Origin of the sequence: Acinetobacter sp., from assembly GCF_041919735.1 — a bacterium.
GTDB lineage: Bacteria > Pseudomonadota > Gammaproteobacteria > Pseudomonadales > Moraxellaceae > Acinetobacter.
Window position 1 is genome coordinate 174,347 of sequence record NZ_JAYRTF010000001.1, and the last position, 13,569, is coordinate 187,915.

Annotated in this window: 12 protein-coding genes; 7 read left to right on the plus strand and 5 right to left on the minus strand. The window is 45.4% G+C overall.

The features are described from left to right. Window positions 1–65: 65 nt before the first annotated feature. Together ACE3T3_RS00760 and ACE3T3_RS00765 are read right to left on the minus strand one after the other, a co-directional pair. The gene (locus ACE3T3_RS00760; RefSeq protein ID WP_374663091.1) at window positions 66–971 is read right to left on the minus strand and encodes a neutral zinc metallopeptidase; all 906 of its coding nucleotides are present in this window, start codon (window positions 969–971) and stop codon (window positions 66–68) included. A 54-nt stretch (window positions 972–1,025) separates the two neighbouring features. After that, window positions 1,026–1,946 carry a DUF808 domain-containing protein gene (locus ACE3T3_RS00765; RefSeq protein WP_374663092.1) on the minus strand — a complete coding sequence of 307 codons (921 nt, stop codon included), beginning with the start codon at window positions 1,944–1,946 and terminating at the stop codon, window positions 1,026–1,028. Between the two features lie 190 nt (window positions 1,947–2,136). Between ACE3T3_RS00765 and trpS the strand changes: the two genes are divergently transcribed. Further along, entirely contained in the window at window positions 2,137–3,150 is a 1,014-nt protein-coding gene (trpS, locus tag ACE3T3_RS00770; RefSeq protein WP_374663093.1) for a tryptophan--tRNA ligase, read from the plus strand. Window positions 3,151–3,563: 413 nt separating this feature from the next. Here the strand turns inward: trpS and ACE3T3_RS00775 are convergent, their stop codons facing one another. Continuing rightward, window positions 3,564–5,027, minus strand: coding sequence for a capsule assembly Wzi family protein (locus ACE3T3_RS00775; protein ID WP_374663094.1), 1,464 nt, complete (start codon window positions 5,025–5,027; stop codon window positions 3,564–3,566). 243 nt (window positions 5,028–5,270) lie between these two features. Beyond that, window positions 5,271–6,800 (minus strand): lysine--tRNA ligase, encoded by a 1,530-nt coding sequence (gene lysS, locus ACE3T3_RS00780; RefSeq protein ID WP_374663095.1) that lies wholly within the window; start codon window positions 6,798–6,800, stop codon window positions 5,271–5,273. A 468-nt stretch (window positions 6,801–7,268) separates the two neighbouring features. Here lysS and ACE3T3_RS00785 point away from each other — a divergent pair, with 468 nt between their 5' ends. Next, window positions 7,269–7,775, plus strand: a complete 507-nt coding sequence (locus ACE3T3_RS00785; protein ID WP_374663096.1) for a YqiA/YcfP family alpha/beta fold hydrolase — start codon at window positions 7,269–7,271, stop codon at window positions 7,773–7,775. Between the two features lie 43 nt (window positions 7,776–7,818). Here ACE3T3_RS00785 and ACE3T3_RS00790 read toward each other — a convergent pair whose 3' ends face one another. Next, the gene (locus ACE3T3_RS00790) at window positions 7,819–8,361 is read right to left on the minus strand and encodes an adenine phosphoribosyltransferase (RefSeq protein ID WP_374663098.1); all 543 of its coding nucleotides are present in this window, start codon (window positions 8,359–8,361) and stop codon (window positions 7,819–7,821) included. Window positions 8,362–8,867: 506 nt separating this feature from the next. Here ACE3T3_RS00790 and rubA point away from each other — a divergent pair. From rubA to ACE3T3_RS00815, 5 genes are all read left to right on the plus strand, one after another. Continuing rightward, the gene (gene rubA / locus ACE3T3_RS00795; protein WP_005008208.1) at window positions 8,868–9,032 is read left to right on the plus strand and encodes a rubredoxin RubA; all 165 of its coding nucleotides are present in this window, start codon (window positions 8,868–8,870) and stop codon (window positions 9,030–9,032) included. A gap of 76 nt (window positions 9,033–9,108) precedes the next feature. After that, on the plus strand, window positions 9,109–10,290 hold the full coding sequence (locus ACE3T3_RS00800; RefSeq protein WP_374663100.1) for an NAD(P)/FAD-dependent oxidoreductase: 1,182 nt from the start codon (window positions 9,109–9,111) through the stop codon (window positions 10,288–10,290). Window positions 10,291–10,346: 56 nt separating this feature from the next. Next, complete coding sequence (estB, locus tag ACE3T3_RS00805; RefSeq protein WP_374663102.1) at window positions 10,347–11,285, plus strand: esterase EstB; 939 nt, start codon at window positions 10,347–10,349, stop codon at window positions 11,283–11,285. A gap of 13 nt (window positions 11,286–11,298) precedes the next feature. Then, complete coding sequence (gene oxyR / locus ACE3T3_RS00810; RefSeq protein WP_374663104.1) at window positions 11,299–12,204, plus strand: LysR family transcriptional regulator OxyR; 906 nt, start codon at window positions 11,299–11,301, stop codon at window positions 12,202–12,204. A gap of 703 nt (window positions 12,205–12,907) precedes the next feature. Next, window positions 12,908–13,552, plus strand: a complete 645-nt coding sequence (locus ACE3T3_RS00815) for a LuxR C-terminal-related transcriptional regulator (protein WP_374663106.1) — start codon at window positions 12,908–12,910, stop codon at window positions 13,550–13,552. Window positions 13,553–13,569: the final 17 nt, after the last annotated feature.

Sequence of the window (13,569 nt, forward strand, 5' to 3'; positions counted from 1 at the left end):
TTATCAATAAAAAAGAGGAATGCGCTTCCTCTTTTTTTGCTTTTAAATCGCTTCCCAATCATGCGCTAGATTGGGGTATTGAAGGTATCGCAGCTGTCAATTTTTCCTGATTTCAAGCCGATTTCAAACCATTTCATACGCTGCGCGCTGCTGCCGTGGGTAAAGCTGTCCGGCACCACTTGGCCTGTTGCGCTTTTCTGCAAATAGTCATCACCGATTTTATGCGCCGCATCAATCGCTTCTTCAATATCGCCCGGCTCCAGAAATTGCGTGCGCTCCTGATTTTTATTGGCCCAAATGCCGGCAAAGCAGTCTGCCTGCAGCTCCACACGCACTGAAATCTGATTGGCTTGAACTTTGGAACTCTGCGCCTGCGCCTTTTGCGCCTGTGAAGAAATGCCCAGCAGATTTTGCACATGATGGCCGACCTCATGCGCAACCACATAAGCCTGCGCAAAGTCGCCGGCCTGATCCTGACGCTGCAATTCCGTCTGATTCTGCTCGCCGCCAATGCCCATTTGCGTACGCATATCCTTAAAGAAAGCGGTATCAATATAGACTTTCTGGTCTGTCGGACAATAGAACGGCCCCATCGCAGACTGCGCCGTGCCGCAGCCGGAATTGACTGCGCCGCTGAACATCACCAGTTTTGGCGGCGCATATTGCGCATTCAGCTGTGTTTTGAAAATTTCTGACCACGTATCTTCGGTATCAGCCAATACCGTGCCGACGAAATCCATGGCTTCCTGCTGCTCAGGCGTTGGGCTATCCAGCCCACTCACCTCAGCCGGGGAGGTTTGCTGTGTCACTTGTTTCGTAGCTTGATAAGCCTGCTGCGGGTCTGCGCCGAAAAATTTCCATGCGACAAATGCAACCACCAACCCCAAAATACTGATGCCTCCAGCTTTGGCTCCGCCACCGCCGCGGCGATCTTCAACATTGCTGCTGACTCGACGACCTTTCCAACGCATAGTGATTATCCTTTTCGTTATTGTTGATTGCTTTGCAGGCTTTTATCAGCCGGATTATTTAGCTGCTGGCCAAACTTTTTTTATCGCGCTGAGCGCCAGCAATACCGCTAAGCCGGCAATAAACCCAACCAGCATGTTCAGCATGGTCGGTGTCAAAGCCCCGACAATACTGCCTAAATTGGGAATTTCCTGCACATATTCCACCGTCTCTTCTGAAAAATGATGCATCCAGGGCACCGCATGATTGATAATGCCGCCGCCCACCAAAAACATGGCAATGGTGCCCACCACGGTTAATGTTTTCATTAAAATCGGCGCGAAAGCCAGCAGGCCTCTGCCGATGCCTTGCTTGAGGCTGGATGCCTGCGCTGTCAAATACAATCCAATATCATCAATTTTGACAATCAGCGCGACAAAGCCGTAAACACCAACCGTCATGAGGACAGCGATCAGGCTCAGCACGCTGACTTTGGTCAGAAAGCCGGCGGCAGCCACAGTGCCTAAAGAAATCACCACAATTTCCGCTGACAAAATAAAATCTGTCCGGATTGCGCCTTTAATTTTATCTTTTTCATAAGCGGCCAGATCGATTTCAGTATGTTCCAATTCAGTTTGCGCATCTTCAGCTGTTTTCGCTTTTTTATGATGCAGGCTGTGGAGGACTTTCTCTACACCTTCATAGCACAGAAATAAACCGCCGACCATCAGCAAGGGATTAATCGCCCATGGCGCAACCACACTGATCAGCAGCGCCAAAGGCACCAAAATCAGCTTGTTGATAAATGAACCTTTGGCCACGCCCCACACCACCGGCAGTTCGCGGTCTGAACGCACACCGCTGACCTGCTGTGCATTTAAAGCTAAATCATCCCCCAACACCCCCGCAGTTTTTTTTGCGGCCATTTTACTCATCACGGCCACATCATCGAGCACGGTTGCAATATCATCTAAAAGCAATAAAAGGCTGCTGGCCATTCTTCTTTTTCCTGATCATTTTTTTGCAATTCTAATGGGTTTTCCATATTTATATTGTATTTACTTGATTAATTCATGGATATTTTTCATCTGAGTTTTAATGTGGCTGACATATTGAAAAATAATGCCGTACAATGTTGCCATTGTTTGAAAATGCACTGCAGCGCTGGCTGCTATTATGGAATGAATAATGAGCAATCTCGATAATCGTCCAGTGATTTTGACTGGCGACCGTCCAACTGGACAACTTCACTTGGGTCACTTTGTCGGTTCTTTACGTTCCCGCGTAGGCTTGCAGGATTCTCACCATCAGCATATTTTGCTCGCTGATGCCCAAGCGCTGACGGATAATGCAGATAATTTTGAAAAAGTCCGCCGCAATATTCTTGAAGTGGCGACAGACTATTTAGCTGTTGGTATTGATCCTTTAAAAACAACAATTTGCGTTCAATCTTGCCTGCCGGCGCTGAATGAACTGACCATGCTGTATTTGAACTTTGTGACTGTGTCGCGTTTAGAGCGCAACCCGACCATCAAGTCTGAAATTCAAATGCGCGGTTTTGAACGCGATATTCCTGCTGGTTTCTTATGCTATCCGGTCGCGCAGGCTGCCGATATCACGGCATTTAAAGCTTCTGTTGTGCCCGTAGGCGAAGATCAGATTCCAATGATTGAGCAGACCAATGAAATTGTGCGCCGTTTGAACCGTCAAATTGGCCATGATGTATTGCCTGAATGCAAAGCGCTTCTGTCCAACATGGGCCGTTTGCCGGGCTTCGACGGCAAAGCGAAAATGTCTAAATCCCTCGGCAATACCATTGTGCTGGATGCATCAGATAAAGACATTAAAAAAGCGGTCAACTCAATGTATACCGATCCAAATCACTTGCGCATTGAAGATCCGGGCCAAGTGGAAGGCAATGTGGTCTTTACCTATTTAGATGCCTTTGACCCAAACAAAGAAGAAGTTGAAGAACTGAAAGAACATTACCGCCGCGGCGGTTTGGGAGACGGTACGGTGAAAAAGCGTCTGGAAGGCGTACTGAAAGAGCTGATCGCCCCGATCCGTGAACGCCGCATAGAACTGGCCAAAGATCCTGATTACATCATGGATATTTTAAAAACCGGCACCGACAAATGCCGCGACATTACCCAGCAAACCTTGGATGAAGTTAAATCCGGTTTAGGCATGTTCCGCTTCTAAGCGCAATCATTGCTTTAATTCATCGCTTAAAAGCCTTTCTGCATGAAAGGCTTTTTTTTCAGCATTAATTTATATTATGAATAAATTATGGAGAATTGCGTCACAAAAACATCCATCTATTAACGTTGATTAACACGCAGTAACCTGAATACAGCTGAAGTGACTCACCATTCATCTTAAACTGCATACATGTTTTAGGGAAACCTGAAGTCATACATTTCTCCTTTACCGAACCTGCGCAAGCAGATTCGTTGTTATACGCAATGACAACCCCAATCATTGCGTATTTTTTTTGCCTGCAATTCCACAATACCGTAACCGCAAACAGCGCATTAAATCTTCTAGATCGGCACGCTCAACAAGCTTCAGGCCAAAAAAATCCCAGCAGGCTGGGATTTTGAGGTACAGAATGCTTAGTAACTCAATAAGCGCTTATCTAAAGGCAATTCAATGCCGATAGATGCGCCTGCGTCATTGCCTTGCTGATCCGAATCACTGACCCAGCCATTCAGCTTCAGCGGCAAATCTGGACGCAGATAATGTGTCCATGTTAAGTCCAAAGCTTTAATCTCATCTGCCATTGGGAATGCCATATTGATTTTACGCGCATCCGGGCGGTTTTCTGCATCTGAAAATTTCGCAAACAGCACCCGCCCGTTGACACGGTTCATTGGATCAATGCGGATATTGCCGCCGACAGAAACCATTTGACCATCGCCGCCCATGGCATGACCCAGCGGATAGCCATGCTGATAATAACCATCGGTATAAACACTGTGGTGATATGAAATGCCGCGGGCCTCTCCATTGGTACGCGTATCCGCCCACTCGGCATACAGCTGATACGGCATAGCCTTGACAGCGGACGAATAATCCAGACCCGCTAAATACATTTTTTTAGACGGTAATCCGCCCGCCTCATCCTCACCTGCATATTGGCCATACAGACTTATAGGCACTTGAATTAACGGCTGCAAATTCAAGCGGCCATCAAAACCGGCAATTTGATTAGATGGATTAGGCGTTTCTCCATACACATTATCCTTACCAATCATGGCATCCCATAAAGAGCTAAAACTTTGTGGACGCCCTTCACCTCCCCACTGAATAGCGCGCGACGCGCCCAGTTCCAGATAAGGCAGAGGCTGAGCAGTTAAACGCAAGCCAATTAATTTAGCATCAGGCACAGCCCGATAATCATCCAACTGGCCGCCGAATGCCTGATATTGCCATGGTCCAATCCAAGACAGCCATTTGCTTTCAAACGCGCTTTGGCCTGCGCGCTGCATGGTGAAGCCATACACAGGACGGCTGGCATCACCGCGGATTAAACTGCCGTCATGCCCAGGCCCCCAATAAGTTGGGATTTGCCCGGCAATCAGCCATTGGTTCCATAATTTTCCAGCCAAATAGGAGCCTTCTAAATTTACATCTTGATTATTATCAATTTGCGGATCTTTTTCGGCATTGGCGCGCAACCTGACATCCCAGTTTTCACCGCCGGCATTCAATTCCAATGCGCCTTGATACTGCGATTTTTGGTGATCGCCAAAATTTTGCGGAATATTTTTCTGGTCTGACTCGGCAAATAACTCCGCCTTCAGCATGGCATTATCAGCTTTCAGCTTATTTTGCACAGCCTGAATCACATTCTGCTGTGCGCTATTCTGAACGTTTGCCTGAGCCAAAGCGCGCTGAATTTCATCGCCGCTCATCGGCCAGGTTGAAGTGCTGATTTGAATCACGCCCTGCTGATTCAGCCAGTTTAAATCTGCACGGAGCGCCTCGTCATTTAAAACAATGCCTTGTGCAGCAGCATAAGAACCCATTGCGGCCAAAGACAGCATGACTACAGTTTTTTTTAATTGAAAGAACATAAATGACTTTAATCTGGCTTATTTTTCATCCATATTTAGCCCTATTAATGTCACTCATTACGTTAATATTACATTTTTATGATTAAAGCATACACAAGTTCAAATTTTAAAAACACAATCTAAACACCTACATTAAAAGGCTATCTTTTTTATTTTTTTATGTAACTATTGCATCTATCTTAGCGGCAGAAAATTCATATATAAAAAAACCCGCATCAAGCGGGTCTTTTTTTAGTTGACTATTCAAGCATTTTTGTGACGCATATGCGGGAACAAAATCACATCACGGATACTTGGCGCATTGACGAACAGCATCACCAAACGGTCAATACCAATACCTTCGCCCGCTGTTGGAGGCAAGCCATATTCCAACGCTTCAATAAAGTCTGCATCATAATGCATCGCTTCATCATCGCCGGCGTCTTTTTCAGCAACTTGCGCCTGGAAGCGTTCCGCTTGGTCTATCGGATCATTCAATTCTGAGAAGCCATTGGCCAGCTCACGGCCGCCAATAAAGAATTCAAAACGGTCCGTAATGTGCGGATTGTCATCATTACGGCGGGCCAATGGAGAAGTTTCCGCAGGATACTCGGTAATAAATGTCGGCTGACGAAGCTGAGTTTCAACCGTTTCCTCAAAAACGATGGTTTGCAGTTTGCCCAGACCAAAACCAGGTTTGACTTGCTCTTTCAACTCTTCACGCACAAATTTTGCCAAGAATTCACGGTCTGATACATTTTCCGGCGTGAATGTCGGGTTGTGTTCAAGAATCGCATCAAACATTGAGATTTTCTTGAATGGGCCTTTGAAGCTGTAGACTTCGTCACCATAAGGCACATCGGTTGAACCTAAAATGTCGATTGCCAATTTTTCCAGCATGTTTTCAGTCAAAGCCATCAAATCTTTATAATCTGCATAGGCTTGATAGAATTCAATCATGGTGAATTCTGGATTATGGCGGGTCGAAACACCTTCGTTGCGGAAGTTGCGGTTAATTTCGAATACGCGTTCAAAACCGCCCACCACCAAACGCTTCAAATAAAGCTCAGGCGCAATACGCAAGAACAATGGCATATCTAAAGCATTATGATGCGTTTCAAATGGACGCGCAGATGCGCCGCCTGGAATCACGTGCATCATTGGCGTTTCAACTTCCATGAAACGCTCATTGCTTAAATAGCTGCGAATGCCAGACACCACTTTGGCGCGGATTTCAAAGGTTTTGCGTGTTTCTTCGTTCACAATTAAGTCTAAATAACGCTTGCGGTATTTGACTTCAGTATCAGTTAAGCCATGGAATTTATCAGGCAGCGGACGAAGTGATTTTGTCAGCAGTTCAAAGTGTTCAATGTGAACGTACAAATCGCCTTTGCCTGAACGGCCAATATAGCCTTCAACGGCAATAATATCGCCCAGATCAAGGCCTTTAATGGTTGCCAGCACTTCAGGCGCCAATTCTTTGCGCGCAACATACAGCTGAATACGGCCAGTCATGTCTTGAATCACAATGAATGAACCGCGGTTCAGCATGACACGGCCAGCCACTTTGACATGCACCTGTTCGCCAGCTTCAATTTCTTCTTTTGATTTTTCAGCAAATTGATCTTGCAAATCCTGCGCATAATGCTCGCGCTTGAAGGTATTTGGCCAAGGGCTAACACCGGTTTCCTTGGCATGATCTTGAATTTGCTTTAACTTGGCATGACGCTGTGCAATTAAATCGTTTTCGGAAATGTGCTGTTCAGAAGTCGATTGAGCGTTATTTTGCGTCATCTCTGCCTCGAATAAAATTAAATAAAATTGGAAGTGGCATAGCATAGCAGAATTGCAGCCAAATTCGTAGGCAATCTGATATTTTCAATGAAGAATCCTCGAATCATGCGGCCTCAGCTTTCAGCACTAAAGTGATCCATTCAAAAAATCAGCTCAGCCAGCATCACTGGGCTGGAAAAAGATCAGCATCGAGTTAAATAATTGCAGCCCGCTATCTCAAAATGATGCTCTCCCACACCTTGCGCGACTGATCTCAAGCGCATCGATTGCATCTGAATTCAAATATTTAGCACAATTAAAAGCGCACAGAAAAGGGACAAACCGCCCAATCTTCCATGCCGCCTGCTTAGACCAAAAGCTAAATTCTTTATTTGCCAAAGCGCACTACAATGATGAAATCAATTTGTTGAAAAGTAACTTATATTCAACTTTTCATTTTCTATATATATAGTCAGTGTGAACAAAAAAATGAGTGCTTGTGTCTCAAAAATACTGTTTCTGCATGGTTTAGATTCATCCCGTGAATCGACAAAATTCCATGCCATTGATGCAAAGCAGAAATTTTGCATTGATGTCGATTACCGCAACCTGAATTTTCAGACCGTTGCTGACTTTTATCATGAAATTATTGACAAGATTAAACCGGAAATCATTGTCGGGCACAGCTTAGGCGGCTATTGGGCGCTAAAAATGTCTGCCGCTCACAGCCTTCCCTGCGTTGTTGCCAATCCTAGCCTGGCGCCTAATTTCAGGGACGACTATCCTGCAATTTGCGATGCCGATTTGGACAATGACATTCCCCAGTTCGCCTATTTGGAACTCGGGGATGAAGTGCTGGACATGCATATCGTGCAGGAACAGCTGGAAGATTATATGCAGGTCGCAGCGATTGAAGGCGGCCATCACCGCTTAAATACGCCTGAAAACATCAATAAGCTGATTCAGCAAATCGAACAGGCCTTTTTAATCAAATAAAAAGCCCCGCATGAGCAGGGCTTGGATTGAATCGCTTCAGCGCTTAAGCGGCTTGAGATTCAGGCTTCGATTTATCATCCAGTACAGACCAAATCTCCATCCCTAAATTTTTATGCAAATCCGGCAAGTCCAAGAAGATGCTTGCGCCAAGCACTTGGTGATTGCATTTTTCAACCAGCTGCTTCACTGCGCGGAGCGTGCCGCCAGTCGCCAGCACGTCATCCACCACGATGACTTTTTGACCTTCAATTTCCGCAGACATTTCCAAGCGGTCCATGCCATACTCTAAACTGTAGCCAACACCGACCACTGGAGGCGGCAATTTGCCCGCTTTACGGACCAAAATCAGGCCTTTGCCGGTACGCTGGGCAAGCAGGCTCGCCAAAACAAAACCGCGCGCCTCAACCGCAACAAAACTGTCGACTTCAGCAAGCTTATCAGCAGGAATACTTTCAATTAAAGCATCTGTCAGCGGGCCAATGTTATTCATAAATAACGGCGTAAGGTCAAAGAAACAGATCCCTGGTTTTGGAAAATCTTGAACAGTACGAATGTGCGACCACAATACAGCAGACAAATTGCTCATAGGAGAAAAATAATCTAAAAAAGGAATGCGTGAATTTTAACGCTAAATTTGAATAAAGAACAGCCAATTGCCATTTTAAAAATAGATTCACAATTGCCAATTTTAACTAAGCTATTGATTTTATTACTACCATTTATTTAATAAATAATAGATATAGAATAATCTGATCATAATTTAACAAAAAATACTGCGTAAAGCTTCACGACTTTAGTCTATAGCGCCCTCAAAAAATTGAATAATCCTGTTTCAGGCAGTGCCTCCACGCCGTTTAATACCGATATATTGTCAGACAATAATTTGATAAATCGTGCATTTGATGACATTTTTTGTCCCAGCTGAACATTCTGGTTTTTATTTCGCTGCTTAAACTCTTATTCACTTTACTTTATGCTCAGAACTGCGTAAAAATTTACGCAAGAGTTTGCTGTCAAAGTCAAATTATTAGAGTCTTACAGTAGTGAGTTGTTTGACTGATCCCCTTTTTCGATCAGTTTTTGGAGAATCAAATGAAAAAGTATCAATGCATCGTTTGTGGATGGATTTATGACGAAGCAGAAGGCTGGCCGCAGGATGGCATCGTAGCTGGCACAAAATGGGACGACATTCCAGATGACTGGACTTGCCCGGATTGCGGCGTATCAAAAGCTGATTTCGAAATGGTTGAAATTTAATACATCACACTAGAAGACCATCCCATTATGGTCTTTTTTTTGCCCCAAAAATAGATTAATGCGCTTGGAGTAAAGTATGCATCCGATTGTCATCATTGGCTCAGGTATGGCGGGCTATGCAGCCGCACGTGAATTCCGCAAGCTGAATGCTGAGCAAGAACTTATCATGATTTGCTCTGATGATGCTGCAAACTATGCTAAACCGACTTTGTCCAATGCCTATACCGGCAAAAAAGCGCCAGAACAGATTGCGCTGGGCGACGCCGGAAAAATGGCTGCTCAGCTGAATATGCAGATCCGCAATCATACTTGGGTGAAATCAATTGATGCCGCTGCGCATCAGCTCCTGCTTCAGCAGGCAGATGGCGCAGAATCCAAGCAGGCCTATTCCAAACTGGTTTTAGCCGTAGGCGCCAATCCTATCCGCTTGGCGATTTCCGGCGACGGCAGCGATGATATTCATGTGGTGAATAATCTCAATGACTATAAAGCCTTCCGCGGGCAAATCGATCAATGCGCAGAAAAGCGCGTGGTGATTTTGGGCGCAGGCTTAATCGGCTGTGAATTCGCCAATGATTTGCAGAATACTGGCCATAATGTCACGGTGATTGACCTTGCGCCGCTGCCGCTGGGCCGTCTGCTGCCGGCGCATGTGGCTGAAGCATTTAAACAGAATTTAGAAGACACAGGCATTCACTTCGCCTTAAGCACCACCGTTGAAAAAGTCAGCAAAGACAGCGCGGGACATTATCTGGTGACTTTAGCCAACGGCCAAAACTTTAAAGCGGATATCGTTTTATCTGCAATTGGCCTGCAGCCGAACATCGCACTGGCCAAAGATGCGGGCATCCTCACCAGCCGCGGCGTCTTAACCAATGCCGGTTTAGAAACCAATCAGCCGGATATTTATGCCATGGGCGACTGTGCGGAAGTCAACGGAACCCTGCTACCGTATGTGATGCCGATCATGCAGCAGGCGCGCGCGCTGGCAAAAACCCTGAATGGCGACCGGACTGCGGTGCATTATCCAGCCATGCCGGTTGCGGTAAAAACACCGGCAGCTCCTCTGACCGTTCTGCCGGCGCCTTTGACGGCGGAAGTGACTTGGGAAACCGACGAAACCGAAGACGGCATGCTGGCAAAAGCAACCGACAGTGAAGGCACCCTGCGCGGCTTTGTCTTATTGGGCGCAGCTGCAGGCAAACAGCGCCTGGCATTAACCAAGCTGGTTCCAGACTTGATTCCTTTATCAGTTTAAGCGTTTAATATAAGGACGTTTTTTAATAAAACGTCCTTATGATGGGGAGAATAATAATGAATAGCGCATTACAATTTAGCACGTCTCCATACACAGCCTTTATGCACGAAACCAAAGTCGATTTAGGCAATGGCATTGAACTGCACGTAGAAGCTGGGGGAAATCCAGACCACCCGCCTATCCTTCTGGTGATGGGCCTAGGCGCGCAAATGCTGTACTGGCCTGATTTCTTTTGCAAATCCCTCATTGACCAAGGCTACCGCGTTATCCGTTTTGACAACCGCGATATTGGCCTTTCTTCAAAAATCAGAAACAAAGGTCCCCGCCTCAACACATTCAAGTTGATGGGGCGTTTCGCATTGGGGCTGGAAAACCAAGGCGCGCCTTATAATCTGTATGATATGGCCGATGATGCCTCGCTGCTGATTGACCGTATGGGCCTGGAAAATGTCAATGTCATTGGCGCATCCATGGGCGGCATGATCGCCCAGATCCTGTCTGCGCGATATCCGGAAAAAATCAATAAGCTGGGCTTAATGTTTACCAGCAATAATCAGCCGCTGCTGCCGCCGCCCTATCCAAAGCAGCTCTTCAGCCTGATCGGCAAGCCGGAATCGCATGATGAAGAAGGCATCGTCAACCACAGCCTGAAAGTTTTCAACATGATCGGCTCTCCAGGCTATGTCAATCAGCTGGAAGCCATTCAGAATGCGCGGCGGCTATATCAGCGAAGTTACTACCCTGCGGGTGTACTTCAGCAGTTTTTAGCAATATTATGTACAGGTTCGCTGCTGAAGCTGGACAAAGAAATACAGAAGCAGACTTTGGTTGTGCATGGATCACGCGATCGCTTGCTCCCGCCCAGCCATGGCAAAGCTGTAGCTAAGGCAATTTCAGGCGCTAAATTTGAATTAATTGATGGAATGGGGCATGATATCCCTCCGCATTTTATTCCATATATTAGCGGTTTATTTGCCGATCACTTTAATTCATAAACATTAGGACACTATGGCTGCATTACCATCTTTAAGACAGCTGTCATATCTCGTAACGCTGTCTGAAACGCTGCATTTTACTGAAGCTGCGCGCCGTTCATTTGTCACCCAGTCTACATTGTCGGGCGGCATCATGGAGCTTGAGCGTCTGTTAGGCGGCGTACTCGTAGAACGTGACCGTCAAAATGTCCGTTTAACGCCGCTGGGCGAACAGGTTGTTGCCCGGGCGCGTGTTCTCTTGGCCGATGCTCAGGACTTAATGCGCCTGAGCCGTGAAATGAGTGAGCCGCTGACAGGCGATTTGCATCTGGGCATTATTCCGACCATCGCGCCGTTTATTTTGTCTCAGCTGCTGGATGAAGTGCATAAGCAGCTGCCGAAAATTCAGCTGCATTTACATGAAGCGCAAAGTGAAAAAATTGTCGAAAAACTGGAACACGGCAATTTAGATATGGTGGTTTTGGCTCTGCCATTTGATACACGCAGTTTAAAAGTTGCGGAAATTGCCAAAGAAAGCTTATATCTGGTGTATAACCGCGCGGATCAAAACGCAGCCAATGCGGTTTCGCTGGATGATTTGGACTTATCCCGCCTGATGCTGCTGGAAGAAGGCCACTGCCTGCGCGATCATGCGCTAAGCGCCTGCCCAATTGGCGAACGCAAAAATGATCACCGTTTAAAAGCCAGTTCTTTGCCGACTTTAGTGGAAATGGTCTCTGCCGATTTAGGCTTTACCCTGCTTCCGGAAATTTCACTGCATACCAATATGCTCAAAGCTGATGCCAACTTGGCGGTAAAACCCATCACTGCAGGCCCGAGCCGGACTTTAGCGCTGATTACCCGCAAAAGCACACCGCTGCAAAGCGAATTTGACGTATTGCTGCAAATCCTGCAAAAGATTATGCATAATTTGCACTGAGGATCACGGCAAAATTTGCCGATTGATTGGCATGACGATCGATAAAAAGGAGCTGAAAAGCTCCTTTTTTTATGGATATTTTTAGAGGGCACACAAAAGAAAAAGGGCAAACCAACATGGTTGCCCTTTTAAGGAAAAATACAGATGATTTCAAACTGGAAATACGAAATCATCTATAACCTTTATAAATCTTCTTCCTAGCCAGATAAGTCAGAAGATGGGGGTATGATAATGTTCACTGAAAAATTGGCCTATCCCTATTTCTGGGTATTTTTGAATAATTATTCAATTAAAATCAAAGCACTATAAAAACAAATTAACAATATCAAACAAATTAGAGACATATATCACGTTTTAATTTTTTAATCTCATTCTGCGCTCTAACTGCCGATGCATTATCCTGCTGTCTCGACAAATCTCCCGTGAATCGAGCAAAACGCCAATTCTAAAACTGTATGGACTCATAGCGCTCACATAAGTTTACCTATGGATGCATGACTACTACATAACCCGCAAAAAACTACAATTATTAAAATAAATATTATTCAACAAATACTTAAATTTAACTCTAATGGTGAAATACCTATTTCTAGGGATAGATATCCATATCGCTTTGAGGCAAAGTTTCTAAAATAAAGCGAAAGCAAATGCAGAAACTGTATTCATATTTTTTTAATATTCAACATTAAGAGAAAACCTATTGATGCATAACGAATTAATTCTGCCTGTCCCCGTACTGATGATTCATCCGGGCAGAATCACGCCTGCATTTCAGCAGCATAAAATCGTCTTGCAAACTATTTTAAAAGATCTGGGCTATCCCGAAGAACTGCTATTAGAAGCAGAAAACAAACAGCAAGCAAAAACAGCGATAAGCGAACACCTTCCTAATTTGATTTTCTTTACCGTTCAAACCCCAGATGACCTGCTGTTTATTCAAGAAATGAAAGGCATTTACCCAGCCAGCTATTTGGTCACAATGCATGAACAGGCTTCCTTGCCTGAAGAGCTGCTGACAGCCATTCAATTGGGTGCTGATGCTTATTTGCTGTCAAATACGCCTGCAGAGCAGCAATTCCAGCACGTTAAATGGATTTTACGCGGCGGCGCAATACTGCATCCGCAGTTGGCTCAGCAGCTGCGTAAACCGCTGCACAATAATCCTCAATCACCGTCACAGCCGTTATTGAGCAATGCCGAAATACAGATTATTCAGCACATCAGCCAAACCCAATCTGCGGCCGAAACGGCATCGGCATTAAAGTTATCGGAATATCAGGTCTATAGCTTTATTAAGAATATCTTCCGTAAATTGAATCGGCAGCATGCACAGCAAAAAAGAAGCTGAGCCAGCTTCCTTTTGCA

Excerpts from the sequence above, each read along its gene's own strand:
- ACE3T3_RS00760 (WP_374663091.1), bottom strand. The coding sequence starts at position 971 with ATGCGTTGGAAAGGTCGTCGAGTCAGCAGCAATGTTGAAGATCGCCGC.
- ACE3T3_RS00765 (WP_374663092.1), bottom strand. The coding sequence starts at position 1,946 with ATGGCCAGCAGCCTTTTATTGCTTTTAGATGATATTGCAACCGTGCTC.
- trpS (WP_374663093.1), top strand. The coding sequence starts at position 2,137 with ATGAGCAATCTCGATAATCGTCCAGTGATTTTGACTGGCGACCGTCCA.
- ACE3T3_RS00775 (WP_374663094.1), bottom strand. The coding sequence starts at position 5,027 with ATGTTCTTTCAATTAAAAAAAACTGTAGTCATGCTGTCTTTGGCCGCA.
- lysS (WP_374663095.1), bottom strand. The coding sequence starts at position 6,800 with ATGACGCAAAATAACGCTCAATCGACTTCTGAACAGCACATTTCCGAA.
- ACE3T3_RS00785 (WP_374663096.1), top strand. The coding sequence starts at position 7,269 with ATGAGTGCTTGTGTCTCAAAAATACTGTTTCTGCATGGTTTAGATTCA.
- ACE3T3_RS00790 (WP_374663098.1), bottom strand. The coding sequence starts at position 8,361 with ATGAGCAATTTGTCTGCTGTATTGTGGTCGCACATTCGTACTGTTCAA.
- rubA (WP_005008208.1), top strand. The coding sequence starts at position 8,868 with ATGAAAAAGTATCAATGCATCGTTTGTGGATGGATTTATGACGAAGCA.
- ACE3T3_RS00800 (WP_374663100.1), top strand. The coding sequence starts at position 9,109 with ATGCATCCGATTGTCATCATTGGCTCAGGTATGGCGGGCTATGCAGCC.
- estB (WP_374663102.1), top strand. The coding sequence starts at position 10,347 with ATGAATAGCGCATTACAATTTAGCACGTCTCCATACACAGCCTTTATG.
- oxyR (WP_374663104.1), top strand. The coding sequence starts at position 11,299 with ATGGCTGCATTACCATCTTTAAGACAGCTGTCATATCTCGTAACGCTG.
- ACE3T3_RS00815 (WP_374663106.1), top strand. The coding sequence starts at position 12,908 with ATGCATAACGAATTAATTCTGCCTGTCCCCGTACTGATGATTCATCCG.